This is a genomic window from Bacillus sp. FSL P2-0099, from assembly GCF_038007445.1.
Classification (GTDB): Bacteria; Bacillota; Bacilli; order Bacillales; family Bacillaceae_G; genus Bacillus_A; species Bacillus_A mycoides.
Window position 1 is genome coordinate 2,788,101 of sequence record NZ_JBBOXE010000001.1, and the last position, 16,824, is coordinate 2,804,924.

19 protein-coding genes are annotated in these 16,824 nt (G+C 36.1%); 7 read left to right on the plus strand and 12 right to left on the minus strand.

The features are described 5' to 3' along the window. Nucleotides 1–140: 140 nt before the first annotated feature. The 3 genes from MKY90_RS14195 to MKY90_RS14205 form a co-directional block, all read right to left on the minus strand. Nucleotides 141–806, minus strand: a complete 666-nt coding sequence (locus MKY90_RS14195) for a lytic polysaccharide monooxygenase (protein WP_063226209.1) — start codon at nucleotides 804–806, stop codon at nucleotides 141–143. A 437-nt stretch (nucleotides 807–1,243) separates the two neighbouring features. Next, nucleotides 1,244–1,759, minus strand: coding sequence for a DinB family protein (locus MKY90_RS14200; RefSeq protein WP_002168219.1), 516 nt, complete (start codon nucleotides 1,757–1,759; stop codon nucleotides 1,244–1,246). A gap of 255 nt (nucleotides 1,760–2,014) precedes the next feature. Beyond that, complete coding sequence (locus MKY90_RS14205; RefSeq protein ID WP_048516846.1) at nucleotides 2,015–2,518, minus strand: GNAT family N-acetyltransferase; 504 nt, start codon at nucleotides 2,516–2,518, stop codon at nucleotides 2,015–2,017. Nucleotides 2,519–2,623: 105 nt separating this feature from the next. On the opposite strand from MKY90_RS14205, the gene MKY90_RS14210 reads away from it, so the two are divergent. Further along, a complete protein-coding gene (locus tag MKY90_RS14210) occupies nucleotides 2,624–3,265 on the plus strand; it encodes an HD domain-containing protein (RefSeq protein WP_341091655.1) in 642 nt (213 codons plus the stop codon). 1 nt (nucleotide 3,266) lies between these two features. Next, nucleotides 3,267–3,539, plus strand: coding sequence for a hypothetical protein (locus MKY90_RS14215; RefSeq protein ID WP_033713265.1), 273 nt, complete (start codon nucleotides 3,267–3,269; stop codon nucleotides 3,537–3,539). Between the two features lie 54 nt (nucleotides 3,540–3,593). On the opposite strand, the gene MKY90_RS14220 is transcribed toward MKY90_RS14215, so the two are convergent. From MKY90_RS14220 to MKY90_RS14250, 7 genes are all read right to left on the minus strand, one after another. After that, entirely contained in the window at nucleotides 3,594–3,959 is a 366-nt protein-coding gene (locus tag MKY90_RS14220) for a carboxymuconolactone decarboxylase family protein (protein WP_078203341.1), read from the minus strand. A gap of 125 nt (nucleotides 3,960–4,084) precedes the next feature. Beyond that, nucleotides 4,085–5,575 (minus strand): alanine/glycine:cation symporter family protein, encoded by a 1,491-nt coding sequence (locus MKY90_RS14225; RefSeq protein ID WP_215564396.1) that lies wholly within the window; start codon nucleotides 5,573–5,575, stop codon nucleotides 4,085–4,087. A 132-nt stretch (nucleotides 5,576–5,707) separates the two neighbouring features. Further along, complete coding sequence (locus MKY90_RS14230; protein WP_033729263.1) at nucleotides 5,708–7,192, minus strand: aldehyde dehydrogenase family protein; 1,485 nt, start codon at nucleotides 7,190–7,192, stop codon at nucleotides 5,708–5,710. A gap of 18 nt (nucleotides 7,193–7,210) precedes the next feature. Then, nucleotides 7,211–8,107, minus strand: a complete 897-nt coding sequence (gene dapA, locus MKY90_RS14235; RefSeq protein ID WP_341091660.1) for a 4-hydroxy-tetrahydrodipicolinate synthase — start codon at nucleotides 8,105–8,107, stop codon at nucleotides 7,211–7,213. 22 nt (nucleotides 8,108–8,129) lie between these two features. Further along, on the minus strand, nucleotides 8,130–9,071 hold the full coding sequence (locus tag MKY90_RS14240) for a proline racemase family protein (RefSeq protein WP_002127764.1): 942 nt from the start codon (nucleotides 9,069–9,071) through the stop codon (nucleotides 8,130–8,132). Further along, the gene (locus tag MKY90_RS14245; RefSeq protein ID WP_016101254.1) at nucleotides 9,068–10,105 is read right to left on the minus strand and encodes a proline racemase family protein; all 1,038 of its coding nucleotides are present in this window, start codon (nucleotides 10,103–10,105) and stop codon (nucleotides 9,068–9,070) included. The genes MKY90_RS14240 and MKY90_RS14245 overlap by 4 nt, the downstream gene beginning before the upstream one ends. After that, entirely contained in the window at nucleotides 10,102–11,277 is a 1,176-nt protein-coding gene (locus MKY90_RS14250) for an NAD(P)/FAD-dependent oxidoreductase (RefSeq protein WP_016101253.1), read from the minus strand. Before MKY90_RS14250 ends, MKY90_RS14245 begins: the two co-directional genes overlap by 4 nt. Before the next feature lie 184 nt (nucleotides 11,278–11,461). Between MKY90_RS14250 and MKY90_RS14255 the strand changes: the two genes are divergently transcribed. From MKY90_RS14255 to MKY90_RS14270, 4 genes are all read left to right on the plus strand, one after another. Further along, the gene (locus MKY90_RS14255) at nucleotides 11,462–13,123 is read left to right on the plus strand and encodes a sigma-54 interaction domain-containing protein (protein ID WP_016101252.1); all 1,662 of its coding nucleotides are present in this window, start codon (nucleotides 11,462–11,464) and stop codon (nucleotides 13,121–13,123) included. A 73-nt stretch (nucleotides 13,124–13,196) separates the two neighbouring features. Further along, on the plus strand, nucleotides 13,197–13,472 hold the full coding sequence (locus MKY90_RS14260; RefSeq protein ID WP_003189776.1) for a (2Fe-2S)-binding protein: 276 nt from the start codon (nucleotides 13,197–13,199) through the stop codon (nucleotides 13,470–13,472). Then, nucleotides 13,465–13,797, plus strand: a complete 333-nt coding sequence (locus tag MKY90_RS14265) for a (2Fe-2S)-binding protein (protein ID WP_033713751.1) — start codon at nucleotides 13,465–13,467, stop codon at nucleotides 13,795–13,797. Before MKY90_RS14260 ends, MKY90_RS14265 begins: the two co-directional genes overlap by 8 nt. Then, nucleotides 13,794–15,029, plus strand: coding sequence for an NAD(P)/FAD-dependent oxidoreductase (locus tag MKY90_RS14270; protein ID WP_002127769.1), 1,236 nt, complete (start codon nucleotides 13,794–13,796; stop codon nucleotides 15,027–15,029). Before MKY90_RS14265 ends, MKY90_RS14270 begins: the two co-directional genes overlap by 4 nt. Nucleotides 15,030–15,053: 24 nt before the next feature. On the opposite strand, the gene MKY90_RS14275 is transcribed toward MKY90_RS14270, so the two are convergent. Together MKY90_RS14275 and MKY90_RS14280 are read right to left on the minus strand one after the other, a co-directional pair. Further along, complete coding sequence (locus MKY90_RS14275; RefSeq protein ID WP_002127770.1) at nucleotides 15,054–15,362, minus strand: YxcD family protein; 309 nt, start codon at nucleotides 15,360–15,362, stop codon at nucleotides 15,054–15,056. Beyond that, nucleotides 15,350–15,799, minus strand: coding sequence for a hypothetical protein (locus tag MKY90_RS14280; RefSeq protein WP_002032604.1), 450 nt, complete (start codon nucleotides 15,797–15,799; stop codon nucleotides 15,350–15,352). The genes MKY90_RS14275 and MKY90_RS14280 overlap by 13 nt, the downstream gene beginning before the upstream one ends. A 257-nt stretch (nucleotides 15,800–16,056) precedes the next feature. Between MKY90_RS14280 and MKY90_RS14285 the strand changes: the two genes are divergently transcribed. Then, nucleotides 16,057–16,821, plus strand: coding sequence for a DUF1836 domain-containing protein (locus tag MKY90_RS14285; protein WP_016127125.1), 765 nt, complete (start codon nucleotides 16,057–16,059; stop codon nucleotides 16,819–16,821). The last annotated feature ends 3 nt before the right edge of the window (nucleotides 16,822–16,824 follow it).

A 16,824-nucleotide genomic window follows, 5' to 3' on the forward strand; every position in this document is an offset into this window, starting at 1 on the left:
CTTCATGAAAAGGATATCTTAAAGAAGCAAATATGACAATATTTTAGACACATTTTTTTATAAATAATTGCAGTTTCTTCTATATTTTTCATAAAAAAAATCATCTAAAATGAATTAGATGATCAAAATGTATATTTAATTTAAAATAGTTTAGGAACTTGCACTACATTGTTAAAAGCAAAATTGGAATTTAAACCATTATTCACAAGGTTCACATCAATAACTTGATAAAACGCATTTCCAGTGTCCGCAATCTCCCAAACAGCTAAAATAAGATGGTAGCCATTACGGTCAGTTGGTACATTTGCTTCATGCGTTACTGTTGTCCCCGGTCTAACTCCGCCATCATTTTTTACATAGAACGGCACTAAATCTAAACTAGACCTTGTTAAAGGCATATTTGGATTCCAATCCTTCTTTGTAATGTAGTATTTCCATTCTTTCGTACTATGAGGAGCGGTTAGTTTCCACTTGAATGTATTCATCCCGCCGTTTAACGTAACTTTCTTCCACCTATCAACTGCTTGAACGTCTAAAGCAGGAAAATGGCCAGCTCCTGCGATTTGTCCATCAGAAGGTCCTAATTGCGGAAAACCCCCTATTCCTTCTACACTTTGTGGTTCATATTGAACTGGACCGCAATTTACATTTACCCCTTGCTTACATAAATAAGATCGGCTCGCTGGTGATTCTACATACCCATGTGCTGAAGCCTTTTCTGAAAATCCAAATGTTAATACCCCCGTAAGTAATATCCCGCCACTTAATATAACCTTCTTCACCTTTTGTAAACTTGTCTTTTTCATTCTTTCATCCCCTTCCCAAAAATGAAATGAAAATAACTATAGTTGCCTAGTCATCTTCTCTACATCCATTATAAGTGGAAGAGTATTACTAAAAGAACCCTCTAAAAACTTTCTCAAATTCTTCTAGCTACAAAAATATCAATTCTTCACGCATTTTAATTACCAGTTATCAAATCTATTATTTATTTTGTCGTTTTACTGTTAAATACTTATAACACCGTCTGAAAATACAAACGGCGTTAAAGTAGTTAATAATTACTTACAATTATATATCACAGTGTAGCTTCGAAAAAAGTTTGATTACATTAACTCTATAAACCTAGATAAAATAATACAAAGAAAAAGTGTGTTTTGAAAAAGATTGATCTAAACACGCTTTAAATATACTCAATTAAACCATTCGTTTATAAATAAATTACGAAATTGGCAAAGGTAGTCTAGTTATCAAATAGCCCTCTCCCTCTCAGATTTGCGGAAACTGGCTCCTTTCCTATCTCACGTGCCCATATAGATAACTGGCCGATATGGTGGATTTCATGGACAATGACATGACGTATTATCTCTCCGTGTGTACATTCAATGACTCGGCGCCTGATTGGGGCGTCTCTAGAGCTAATCGGTTCTTCATTGAAATCAGTTTCTGAAAGTTTCCGAGAATCCATTTCATTTGTCCAAGAGGTCACAAATGGCTTCACTTTCTCGTGGTATTGATCCGAAAGATTTTTCACTTTTTGCAAGCTAGCATAATCTTCAAACAATGGCTCCTCAGGCACTGGTTCACCTCGCAAACCTAAGATCCACATATATTCCACATCTACAATGTGAAATAGGGTATGTAGTATACTGCCGAACCCACCGACCCGTTTCTTTACCAGTTCTTCAGCCGACATGTCTTCGCACAATGTAAACCAATCATCACGAACTTGCCAGTTATATTGAAACAGTTTCAACATCACAGCAACCTCCATCTTTTAGATTAACATTTAATATTCACCAAAAGACTTCAAAATTCCTATTTAAATAATACCTCTTATAAACCTATTAAAACCTTATACAAATTGGCCCTCAAATTGAACATTCAATATAAAGTTAATGAATGAAAAGAAAACCCCTATTATACAGGGGTTTATCAATCTTTTTATAAATCAATACTCAGACCTAATAACAACTTTGTGGTTTGAAAATATCCCTCTTTTTAAATAAAAATACTAAATCATTTTATAATAAATAACCGTTGCATCTAACTCACCATTCGGAGAAATTGCATACCCCGGTATTTTACCGGATTCTTGAAAGCCTAATGACTTGTACAATCTATTGGAAGAATCCCCTTCTCTAGTATCTAATACTAAAAGAGATCTGTTTTCTCGCTTTGCCCGTTCTTCTGCTTTTTGCATAAGTAAACGCCCAATACCATTTCGTCTATAATTCGGATGAGTCATTAACTTGCAAATTTCAGCTCTATGTATCCCATTAGGCTTTGTAACTAAATGTAATTGAATACTCCCTGCCACTTCATTGTTTATTTTAGCAACATACAATATCACTTCTGGTGCTAATACAGTTTGCCAATAATTTGTTGCTTCTTTTTGTTCCAGTGGAGGTAAAAAACCAATTGACGCCCCATCATTTACTACAGTTTTCAACAGTTCAGAAAGCTCTTCAATGTCTTCATCAAGTCGTTTAATTTCTTCTATTACTATACTTCGCATTCCTTTTCCCCCTTTTGTTTCATTGTAACAACTTTTAAAGAAGGAATAATGAAATTCTAAGATGAAATTATTAAATATATGATTTTTTAAAGAAAGGATACCTATATGAAATATATATTAGATAGGACATATGCAAGAGAATTACTCCAGTGGGCATATGAACAAAACCCAGGTCCGTGGTTCGATCATTCACGTAATGTTGCCCTTGCAACTGAAAAGATAGTTGTTGAACTTATTAATAATGGGTACGACCTAGATGCTGATATAGCATACAACGCTGCCCTCCTGCATGACATAGGAAGATATAAAGGTTTTACTAAATCTGTTATTCATTCCTATGATGGTTATATGTATATGAATGATTTAGGGTATACAGGAAACGCCATTATATGTGTGACGCATTCATTTCCTTGCAAAAATGAGCATTTAGATATCGCGGCAGAGTGGAGCATTGTTCCTGATTATACGGAAAGCCGATTAATTGAAATATTAAATGAAAACAGTGACTACGACTTATACAATAAGGTGATTACCCTTTGTGACGCACTTGCTGATGCGGAAGGCTTTACTACTCTTGAAAAAAGATTGATTTCAGTTGGTTTACGTCATGGCACAACCTCTCATACTTCTTTACATTGGAAGGGATTCTATGCAATTAAGAAAGAATTAGAATCTTTAATTGGTAAGAGCATATACACACTTCTCCCTAATATAGAGACATCGATTTATAAAAATATAGAATATTAAAATGGGATTTGACTTGATAGAACATAAAGGTAACTTTGATTTTGGATATGAAGATATTGCGGGTATATCTCGGAAATGTAAATTTTCTAATTGTTCGCATACAAATGAACCACACTGTGCAGTAAAAAAAGCTATCTCTGACGGCATACTTTCTGAAGAAATATTTAATAGTTTTTATAGAAATTTAAACGAGGCACACTATGTTTCTAAACAGAGTAATAAAACAAAAGCTATCGACTATATGAAACAATTGAAACTCTTTCAAAAAAATTAGACTAAACTAGAAAGTCCCCCTTAAAAGAATATTTTAAGGAGGGCTTTTTCTTGTTTAATGATTTTGATGTTTCAATTCCACCAGACATTCTTGTACTAAGGTTACTGCCTGACTCATTGCAGCTCCCCCAGCAAACGCGGCTGAAACACCACAAGCTTCTAAAATTTCTTTATCAGAACATCCTTGGTCAATACAGCCCTTCGTATGATAAATCGTACAATATTCGTCTTTTGTTGCTAAACTAATCCCTAATGCAATGAGCTGCTTTTCTCTTTTAGTTAATGTACCCTCCTGAAAACATGCTTGTGTAAAAGCGTTATATGTTTCTGCAATTTCAGGGATTTGTTGCGTAAAATTCCCTATACCTTCTTTATAATCAAGTAATACATCATTTATAGAGCCATATTGTTGATTTTCCATCATATATCCTCCATTCATTTTATTCACACTTACTTTAGTATGAGATAAAATAAAGGACATATACAAATATTTACTTTAAAAAATAGAATGAATTTTCAGTTTATTTTACTTTGAAATTTGCACATCTACAGTTTCAGCCCATTATCTACTGACACTTTTTCTTTAGAATTTTTCCTTTCAACCTCTTTACTTCTTTCTTCCCAAAATGTTAAACCTTCAATTCCCACATTTTTAGGATCAAACACTGGATCTTTCCCTTCTTTTTTCTGCGTTTCATAGTCTTTTAACACTTTTAATGCCGTTTTACTTAATAATAGAATCGCGATTAAGTTTAACCATGCCATACTACCGATTCCTAAATCTCCAAGGTTCCATAATAGCGAAGCTGATTCTACGCTACCGATGTAAACCATAATTAAAAACCCAATTTTCAAAACTGGTTTTAACCAGCTATATTTGAGGTCACGATCTAAATAAGTGAGTGTCGTTTCAGCGATATAGTAGTACGCGAGTAAAGTTGTAAATGCAAAAAAGAAGATTGCGATTGAAATAAATAATGGACCAAATCCTGTCATAACAGTTTCAACTGCTTGTTGTGTATAGATTGGACCTGCATCTACATTTCCCATATTCTTTACAATAGCGCTTTTCCCTTCAGGTATTACATTATACATACCTGTTATTAATATCATAAGAGCTGTCGCTGTACATACTACAATTGTATCAATATATACAGAAAACGCTTGAACTAGCCCTTGTTTTGCAGGATGAGATACTTCAGCAGCGGCAGAGCTATACGTTGCTTCTCCAACACCAGCAACATTTGAAAATACAGCACGCTTTACACCCCATGCAATAGCTGCGCCGACGATGCCGCCAAACATTTCATTTACACCAAAAGCACTTGAGAAAATTAAAGCAAACATACTTGGAATTTCCGTTACATTCGCAATTAATACGATACATGTAACAATTACATAACCAATTGCCATAAATGGAACTAGCATTTGAGAAACGCCCGCAATTCTCTTTACGCCACCAAAAATGATAGCTGCTAATAATACGACTAACAATATACCAGTTATATATTTGCTAATACCATTAGAATTTTCAAATCCAACTGCGATACTACTCGATTGAATACCTGGTAATAAAATGCCATATGATAGTGTTACAACGACCGCTACAATAACCGCAAACCATTTCATTTTCAAGCCTTTCTCAATGAAATATGGCGTACCACCACGGTATTCATTGCCTACTTTACTTTTATATACTTGTGCTAATGTTGATTCAACAAATGCACTAGCTGCTCCTAATAATGCCATCACCCACATCCAAAATACAGCTCCAGGTCCGCCGAAAGCGATAGCTGTCGCTACTCCTGCGATATTACCAATTCCAACCCTACCTGATAACGCCAAACAAAATGCTTGAAAGGATGATATCCCAGTCTCCGAGCTCTTCCCTTCAAATAATAGTTTAATCATCTCCTTAAAATAGCGAATTTGTAAAAAACGAGTTGCAATTGTGAAATACACTCCTGCTCCTAATGCGAAAACAACTAAGCCAATACTCCAAACTTGCCCTACTAACCATTCTACTAACTGCTCCATCCAAATCCCCCTTATAATTCTTTTGAAAAAGCAATTTTATATATAAGAAAACGGACAACTATTATTAAACCTTCCAGTTGTCCGCATCTCTCATTATTTCATCCCTCTATTTATTAACAGTTAGACTCTCTATTACTTTATATTTACCCAAACACTTTTCACTTCTGTATAGTTATCAAGGGCGTATGAACCTAATTCACGTCCGATACCAGATTGCTTATATCCACCAAATGGTGCAGCTGCATTTTCTAAGTTATAATCATTAATCCACACTGTTCCTGCCTTTAATTTATTGGCAACTTGATGTCCGGTTTTAATATTTTGTGTCCATACGCCCGCAGCAAGCCCGTAAGACGAGCGATTTGCTCTTTCAATTACTTCTTCTGTCGAATCGAACGGGAGTACAACGACAACTGGTCCGAAAATTTCTTCCTTAACGATTGTCATATCGTCTGTAACATTTGTGAATACTGTTGGCTGTACAAAATAACCTTTTTCAAATGCACGTTTACCACCAGCTGCAACAGTAGCACCTTCAGATTTTCCTTGTTCAATGTAATTTAGCACACGCTCTTGTTGTTTTTTAGATACGAGCGGTCCCATTTCAGTTTCCGCCTCCATACCTGCCCCTAGCTTCACGTTATTTGCCATTTTCACAAGTTCATTTACTACTATTTCATAATGTTTCCGATGAACGAAAACTCGAGATCCTGCGCTACAATTTTGACCATGATTATACATAATGCCTTGGAACGCACCGTTAATCGCTTCTTCTAAGTCAGCGTCTTCTAAAATGATGTTTGGTGACTTACCACCAAGTTCTAACGTTACATGTTTAATTGTTTCTGCAGATTGACGCATAATATATTTCCCTGTAACTGTTGAACCTGTGAAAGCTACTTTATCAATATCATGATGGTTTACAATTGCCGATCCTGCTTCAGGGCCGAAACCTGGTACAAAGTTTACAACACCGTTTGGAAAACCAGCTTCTTTAAAAAGCTTCGCTGTATATAGTAAAGATAAAGGCGTTTGCTCTGCTGGTTTTAATACGATTGTACAACCTGTTGCTAGTGCAGCTCCCATTTTCCAAGAAGACATAACGAGCGGAAAATTCCAAGGAATAATTTGCCCTACAACGCCAACAGGTTCATGGCGTGTGTAATTTAAATAATCTTTTGAAATCGGAATCGTTTGCCCGATAATTTTCGTAGCCCATCCCGCATAATAACGATAATTTTCTACAGTCGCTGCAATATCATCATCCAGTGCTACTTGATAGGGTTTCCCATTATCTAAAGCTTCTAACTGCGCTAATTCTTCTCCATGCTCTTCAATTAAGTCTGCTAATTTATAAATAAGGTGCGCTCTTTCAGCGGTAGTCATTTCTGCCCAAGGTCCTGATTCAAATGCAGATCTTGCTGCTTTTACTGCGACATCAATATCCTCTTCTTGCGCTTCACATACGACAGCCAGAACATCTTCTGTTGCTGGATTGTATGTCTCAAATGTCTTCCCGCTAATGGAAGGAACAAATTCACCATTAATAAACATTTTAATTTCTTCATTTAAAAACGCTTTCACTTTTGGTCTCAGCTCAATGTTTGTCGTTAACATATATGATCTCCTCCTTATTTAAACAGCTGCATGAGCTGCAATTTTTGAAATAATCGTTTGAAGTTTTTGATCTTCTTCTTCAGTTAATCCGAGTCTTGGATAACGAGAAGGTCCCCCCGCTTGCCCGTGTAATTCCATTGAGCGTTTAACGATTTGTACATATTTTCCTGATCCTTCAAGAAACGCGCAAAGAGGTAAAATAGCATCGTTTATTTCCCAGGCTTTTTCTAATTCACCATTTTGAAAATGCTCATACATTTTCGTAACGAGTCCTGGAACGATATTTCCGGCTACTGAAACCCATCCCGATGCACCAACTAAATAAGATTCCATAACTAAATCTTCAGATCCGCAGAAGACTTGGAAAGCACCTTCACCTTGTCTTACTAAATCTCTCGCTTTTCGAATATCTCCGCTAGATTCTTTAATATGTGTAACATTTTTACACTCTTTTCCAATACGGAGCATTAACTCTGTGCTCATATCAACACCAGAAGTAAATGGGTTATTGTATAGCATAATTGGTATATTTACAGCGTTTGAGATTTCTTTAAAATGAAAATAAATCTCCTCTTCCTTCGGTTTACAATAGTAAGAGTTTATAATTAATGCGCAATCCGCTCCGTGCGCTTCTGCATGTTTCGTATATTCAATCGTTTCTTTCGTCGTCTCTGCAGCAGTTCCAACAATGACAGGAATACGGCCATCAACTTCTTTTAATACTGTTTCTACCATGTTAAATCGTTCTTCTTTTGATAAACTAACAAATTCCCCTGTACTTCCATTAATAATAATTCCAGCTACCTTTTGCTCAATAAAGTAGTTTACGTTTTGTTTTACGCCTTTCCAATCAATCTCTTGAAATTCATCCATCGGTGTTATTAATACTGGAAATGCCCCTTTAATTTTTTGCATCTTTATCTCTCCCTTTAACATATTATTTTAATAAGAAACCTGTTGGAAACGGATCAGTAGGATCTAATATAAATGTTTGCATACCTGTAATAAACCCTCTACTTTCAAATCGAAAAATGTATCCGAGTTCTTCTTTCTTCACTTTTTCTACTGTTATAAAGCTATTAAAAATACTTTCATTTCTAAAAGGTTTATCCGCTATATAATCATTTTTAAATAATGTATGAACATAAGACACAATAGTAGAAACAAAACCTGGTGAACGTACTATAAAGTTATCTTCATGAAATGTAATCGACTTTATATGGTTCTTTTCTTTTTGCATAGAATCTACTAAAATAAGTCTTTTTATTAATGACTGTTTTTGTATAGCTTGAAGTGTAGCTTCACCCCATTTTTTTAATTTAGAGATGTTTTCAATACTGATTTCTGGCGAATACGTATCCTTTTCTACAACTGCATATACTTTATCTGCCTGTATGAGAGAGTAACTTATATTACCAACCTTTAAATTTTTCTCAATCATATAACATAGTTTGCTTTCAAACGAAACAGATACAACTTCATCATTCTCTACATATGCATTCACTGAAAATATGCCAGATAGCGTTTCGATTTTGTATTGATTAGACTCTCTCTTTTTTAAATACCCGCTTTCTAGTAACATCGTTATTACTGCGACAATGCCTCCGTAATGAAGAGGAATGGATCCTTCATGATTAAAAAACAATACAGCTGCATCCACTTCATTATGAATAGAAGGAACGACAATACATCCATTTAAACCGATAAAACCACGTGGTTCATTTAATAAAAGCTTCATTTCTTCTGCTAATTCACCTGAAAATTGTTCGTTTAATTGCTCCAAACTGTAGTAGTATTTACATGGTACGTCTTTCATTACACGAAATGCCTCGCCATTTACGTGTACGTCTACTGCTGTATACATTTTTTGAATGTTCATTTTACATCCTCCGTTTCATGTTCCATCGGCGGAATTAGCAAAAAGCCTTCTTTAAGTGGATCCTTTTCATTGTAAAAAAATCTATGCATACCCATAAGCCAAGCTGATCCCGTAATTTTCGTTACTACAGCTTCAATATTTTCTACATATGTTGTATTCATAACACACCCTTTAAATAAAGAACCTACAATACTCTCATGAACAAATTCTTCATCGATATCAATTTTTTTATGAGCATATAATACAGCTAACTTCGCTGATGTTCCTGTGCCGCATGGAGATCGATCAATTCCTCCTGGCGGAACAACAACTGTATTTTTCACATGCGCACTTTCATGAGTAGGATCTGTATAAAATTCAACATGTGTTAATCCTCTTATAAACGAATACTCTGGATGAATGATTTCAAACTTCTCATTAATTGTATTTCTAATATGAATAGCCTTATCAATGATTGTAGATGCGTTTTCTGGTACTAACTCTAAACCTACTGACTTCGCATCGATAATGGCATAAAAATTCCCTCCATACGCAATATCAGCCTCTACAGTTCCAATTTCTTCGACGTGTACAGAAATATTTTTCAGTAAAAAAGCTGGTATGTTACAGAAGGAGACTTCTTTCGCTTTCCCATCTTGAACAGAAATATCTACTTCAACTAAGCCAGCTGGTGTATCTAGCTTTAAAGAAGTAACCGGTTCAATTACTGGAATTAAACCTGATTCAACTAAAGCTGTACATACACCGATTGTATCGTGGCCACACATCGGCAAATATCCACCTGTCTCTATGTATATAACACCTATATCAGCTTCAGGATGACACGGATCTGTTAATAGTGCTCCTGACATTACATCATGACCACGTGGCTCATTCATTAACAATTTACGAATCCAGTCATACTCCTTTTTCATATGTAACATCTTCTCTGCCATTGTCTTTCCAGTTAACTTAGGAAGTCCGCTAATTAATGTCCTTGTTGGATTCCCGCCCGTATGTGTATCAATTGTCGTAAAGACTCTTTGTGACCTCATCCGTTTAACACCCTTTCTGTAAAACGACTCAAACGAAGTGGTTCAATAGGAATGATTGTTTCTTTTTCATTTAATAACTCTTCAATCACTTTCCCAGTAACTGCCGCAAGACTAATTCCATCACCTTCATGTCCTGCTGCTATAAAGTAGTTCGGAATATGTTCCACTCCTGAAATGATTGGCAAATGATCTTCTGTCCACGGGCGTAATCCAGCATATGAACGAATCACCATCATATCTGCCATTTTCGGATAAAAACGAATTGCTCTATTCGCAATACATTTAATAACCTCATTGTTAATCCTCGTATGAAAGCCTACAAACTCTCTACTACTACCAATTAAAAAATTTTGGCTTTCTGTCGGTTCAAATACAAGTGCCACCCCGTATTTTTCAGTTAAAGCATCCACTTTTCGTTTTCCGCCAAATTTAGAAATTAAATAACCAAATTCCATTACTTTACGGCAACCTACGTGTTGTTGCCTTGAAGCTACAATAATATGTCCCTTTCTCGGTTCAATTGGGATATTCACATCTAACATCTGTCCGATTTTAGGAGCCCACACACCGGCTGCGTTCACCACTTGCTTCGCAGTAAACGTCCCATTTGTTGTTTCTACAATAAAGGAACCATCTATATCTCTTTTCATTTCTTTTACTTCTGTATGATTAAAAGCTTTTGCACCAAATTTCTTCGATTCTGCAAGAAGTGAAAAAGCAAGAAGATATGGATTTACAGTTGAATCCGTTGCACATTCTAAACCACCCAATAAATCATCTGCAAAAAATGGTGATTCTTCTTTTATATCTTGCCTATCAAGCATTCGAAACGGTAATCCAGCTTCTTTTTGACGATTTACCCATTGCTGCGCTGCCTCCATCTCTTCGTCTGATTCACAAACGAGAATGCTTCCTGGCGCTCTATATTCAAATGAGTGCTCCAATTCTTCACTTAATTCAGTTACTAAATTTTGACTTACTAACGACATTTGACTATCAAACCCTGGGTCTTTATCAATCGCCAAAATGTTCCCGTCACACCGTGAAGACGTTCCACTTACAAATTCTCCTTTTTCAATGATCGTTACGCCTCTTCCGTATTTTGAAGTGTAATAAGCGATAGAACATCCTATAATTCCACCACCTATTATTAAAACGTCACAGTGCCTCATATATAGCACTCCTCCTTTCTCCTAAATCTCTCACTTTTTATTCATGCAATTGGTGTGCCAACTCTACATACAGAACTATTTATATGAAATAATTTTTATTTGTAAAAATATTTTAAATTTATCGTAAATAGGTGTATTATTTCTTTATCACTGTCTAAATTTTTATACATACCAGGAGGACACTATGACATTTTCATTTCCAACAATAAAAGAGTTTATAAAAATTTTATCAATTGATCGTACAAGCACCATTCAGCACATGAAACAGGAAGGTGAAAATTTTTATTACCTTCCTTCATCTACTGAAGAATGTAGTTGCGCAGTTATTTATGAAGTTGACTCTTTCACTACTTTAATCGACGCATTTTCTCATGAACTAGCCGTTGTCATCATTAAAGAAAATCAAGAGCCTTTATGCTGTATAACTGCTCAGCAAATGATTCCTTTTCTTTATAAGTATTACAATGAACTACTAGCTTTTTATAACACTGTTATTCAAACGTCTGATTCTTCTGTTACAGTCATCGACGATAAAGAATGCGTTCGTACTTGGACAGATGGCGCTGAAAAGATTTTTTCAGTGAACCATAATGAAATTATCGGACAACCCATCACCCGTTTTTTTGATTATAAAGATTTAGAAATTCTGCAATCATTACATGACGGAAAAAGCATAATTGCTCAGTTCCATCAGCCACGTCCAGATTTGTTCGTATTAATTAATTCAAACCCAGTTTATTGCAACGATAAAATTATTGGAGCAGTCGTTTCAGAAACGGATGTTACAAATCAAGTCGTATTAAATGAAAAACTATTTAATATGTCGCATGAAATGCACCGTTTAGAACAAGAAGTAGCAAAATATAAAGATACATCCGATCCTTTCCTTGCGATGAATGGAAAAAGCCCTGTTATACAAAGAACGATTCAATTAGCTAGAAAGGTTTGTTCAGTGAAATCCACGGTTTTAATACTCGGAGAAAGCGGAGTTGGAAAAGAAGTGTTTGCGAAAGCAATTCATGAAGCAAGTGAGACAGCAAATGCCCCTTTCATTTCAATTAACTGCGGCGCAATCCCAGAAGCGTTATTTGAAAGTGAATTATTTGGTTACGAGCGCGGGGCGTTTTCTGGTGCAAATAGTAAAGGTAAGAAAGGTAAAATAGAGCTCGCACAAGGCGGTACTTTGTTCCTCGATGAAATAGGTGAAATGCCGCTCGATATGCAAGTGAAGCTTTTACGTGTACTGCAAGAACGAAAGTATTACCGAGTTGGCGGAGAAAAAGAAATAAATATTGATTTCCGCATTATCGCTGCTACAAACCGTGATTTACAAGAAGAAATGAGAAAAGGAACTTTCCGAGAAGATTTATACTATCGCTTAAATGTAGTTAGCTTGCTTATTCCACCGCTGCGCGAAAGACGAGAGGATATTATCGAATTGACGTACTCCTTTTTAAACGATTTTTCAATAAACTATAACAGGCCTATTCGAGACTTACCTTCAAATATTATGCATGAACTGCTTCATTACAATTGGCCTGGTAATATTCGCGAGCTCCGCAACGTAGTTGAAAGACTCGTCGTATTTGCGACAGACGGCATTATAAAACAAGAATATTTACCGTTTCATACAAATGATACTTTAGACAATCATACGGCTCATTCCTTATTAATCAGCAACAATAATACGATTCTTTCTTTACAAGAAGAAATGGATGAGCACGAGAAAAAGGTAATTGAAAGAGCTTTACGCATTTTAGATGGTAATAAATTAGAATGTGCGAAACAACTTGGCGTAACGAGGGCCACTTTATATAACCGTTTAAAAAGACTAGGGTTACAATAACCCCTCTCCTCCTCTATATTGGCATAGTTTTTGCATAATAATTTATGTAAACCGAACTAGAGGAGGAATACATATGACGAATAAAGAGAACTTAATTGTTTGTCGTTGTGAAGAAGTTACATACGGACAACTTCAATCGACAATTGCTGAATATAATTGCTCAGCTCGTGAGCTAAAACTAAGAACACGTGCTGGTATGGGTTTTTGCGGCGGTAGAACATGTAGAATGACGATAGAACGAATGGTAGAAAATGCGAATCCTAACATATCCCAAAATGAAATTCCATTAAAATATCAACCACCCGTGCGTGCAGTTACTTTTGGAGCGGTAGGTGAAAATCATGAGTAGAATTACAAATCACCCTATTTTAGGTAATTTAAATAATAATCAGCACATCACTTTTCAATTTAACGGTCAACAATACGAAGCATATGAACATGAAACGATAGCGGCCGCTCTACTTGCAAACGGAATAAGAACGTTAAGAGTACATGAAGATAGCGGAACTCCGCGAGGTATTTATTGTAATATCGGGCATTGTTCTGAATGCCGCGTGACTGTAAACAATCAAACGAATGTACGAGCTTGCTTAACTGTAGTTGAAAACGATATGGTTGTTGACAGCGGAAAACAGCATCCAAATATCGTGAGAGAGATGGTGAAAAAGCGATGATCGATGTAATTATTATTGGTGCAGGACCAGCAGGATTATCAGCTTCCATCTCTTGTGCACGTTTTGGACTTAACGTACTTGTTATTGATGAATTTATGAAGCCGGGCGGGAGATTGTTAGGACAGTTGCATCAAGAGCCTACTGGGGAATGGTGGAACGGAATAGAAGAATCAAAACGTCTTCACGAAGAAGCAAAATCCCTTTCAGTCGATATTCGGTGCGGTGTTTCCGTATATAATTTAGATAAAGATGAGAGTTGTTGGTTCGTGCATACAAATATCGGTACGTTAGAAGCACCGTTCGTACTAATTGCTACTGGGGCTGCGGAGTATTCTATTCCCCTACCCGGTTGGACACTTCCAGGGGTTATGTCAATTGGCGCAGCTCAAGTTATGACAAATGTTCACCGCGTTCAAGTTGGTAAAAAGGGAATCATTATCGGTGCTAATATTTTGTCATTCGCCATTTTAAACGAATTGCAATTAGCTGGCATCACAGTGGATCATATTGTAATCCCTGAAAAAAGCGAGTTAAGCCAAAAGGCCGGTGAACCAGAAGAAGTTTTAAAATCGCTCTTAAATGCGGCTCACCTCGCCCCATCTCCCTTCCTACGTATAGGTAGCCGTTTTATGAAATATGATTGGATTCGAAAAGCTGGATTAACATTTTATCCAAATAGCGGCATGAAAATAAACGGGACGCCGCTTCATCTTCGTAAAGCTGCACTTGAAATTATCGGTACAGATCAAGTAGAGGGTGTACGTGTTGCTAACATTGACTCTAAAGGGAATATTATTAACGGATCAGAAAAGATCTATGAGGCAGACTTCGTTTGTATAGCCGGAGGTTTATATCCGCTTGCTGAGCTTGCCGCTGTAGCAGGATGCCCTTTCCATTACATTCCAGAATTAGGCGGACATGTTCCACTTCATTCAGAAGAAATGGAAACCCCTCTTCCAGGTTTATTTGTAGCTGGAAATATTACTGGTATTGAAAGCGGAAAAATCGCGATGGTGCAAGGGACAGTTGCAGGTCTATCTGTCGCTAAACATGCAAGTGAGAAACTTGACGTAGTCGACCAACAATTACAACAAGCAATTCAAAACGTTCACTCTGTTCGTCAAAAAGCAGCGATTCAATTTAATCCAATGATTGATGTTGGTAGACGGAAGATGAATGAACTTTGGCGTGATTATTCTTCTACATATGCACATACTAAAAAGAGCTGCTGAGATTACTCTCAACAGCTCTTTTCACTACTCGTCCGAGTTATTAAATTTCGCTAATGCGTAGATGCCTTCTTCATCATCTAATTCAAGTTGCAATCTTGCTGCAAATGAATTGACGTTGTATTCTCGATCAAGCAACAAGCGTAGTGCTTCGATTAAGTTTGCTTGAATTAAAATTTGCTGGCGACCATTTACCTCTACTTCTGCAGAGAAACCGTAGTCATCATCATACATTAGTTCAACTGAAACTTCTTCTGGACCAACTTGTCGTTTTTCAGCGATATATACGCAAAGTGCATTTATAAGTTCTTGTTCAGAAATTTTTATTGTTTCCATGCTACTTCATCTGCCTTTTTCTTACGTTGATCTTTGAAGTATTTAAATGCACGAACTGCTAACATTACGATACCAGCCATTACTAACATATTTACCATAAACGCTAATACAGAACCAAGTGCTCCCATATTTGCAAATAAGCTACCCATTAGTAAACCACCAAGACCACCTAGTAATAGGCCTTTCATAAAGCCACCTTTATTACTTTTTGGCGCTGTGTTTGTTGCTTTTGTTTTTGAATCAGTTGTCGTTTTTTGTGAATTCACATTAGAATCTTTTTTGTTTAAATCAACTTTTGACTTTTGACCTGAACTTGGTGTATATGATTTTTTACCAGATTTGTAACTTTTCGCTGCCGCATGATCTACGAACATAAAGCTACTAGCCCCAAAGATAACCATGAATGCTGTCATTACTGCTACAAGTTTTTTCAACATATTATATCCATTCTCCTTTTATATAGATATATGTGAAATCTATCTTTCTAGTAAATTCAGAATGATAGATTTATTTTAAAACCATTTTAAAGGTTCTTATGAACTTATTATATGAACTTTTGTCGAAATATGCAAGCATTATTTACTTACGACAATTTCATGACATAGGAAAAATTAAGCAAAACGGAATTGACTTTAAATGAAACAAAACATATTATAAGTTCATAAGAACTTTTTATAATTTTGGAGGTGAAAAGATGGAAACATTTCATCTCACACGAAACGAAATGGCAACGCTCCTTCTATCACTAAGAGGATGGAATACGAAGAAGCCTCTCGGCATTTTACAAGAAGCTTGGGCAAAGTCACATAAAAAAGATATTGAAAGCGGACAAAGCGTTACTGCTTTTATTACAACCGCACTTTCACCTATTTTTGAAAAATTGATTAAGATTGACGATACGGATGTCGGTTTTTCTTTAAATGAAATAGTTGCGCTTGGCAATCAGATTGAAAACACGAGTTTCTCTGTAACTGCTATGCAAAACTGGGTGAAACGAGATATAAAAGAAATGATTGGCTCCCCTCAAAAAGGGAAGAAATACTCAATCGAACAAGCAGCATTACTATTCATTGTCGAAGATTTAAAAACAGCGCTTGATTTTGAATCTATTCGCAAACTATTACGACTCATCGTAAATGACCCGGCCGATCGAAGTGATGACTTAATCAATCCTGTTCATTTGTACGGAGCATACTCTTCTCTATTTGAAGAACTCAATCAAGGGAATTGCTTACAATTAAATGCAACAGACACAATCCATACAATTGAAAATATCGTGAAAGAAAGAGCTGATAAAATTGCAAGCAATTTCGATCAGGTTAACAACGAACAACGCGAAGCAATTCGTAACGCCATTATTATCGCCACCCTTTCTGTACATACCGCATATGTACAAATGTTAGCGAAACGTTACGTAACAGCAACTTTATTTTTACAAAATTTAGAAGTGAAACCGTAAAAA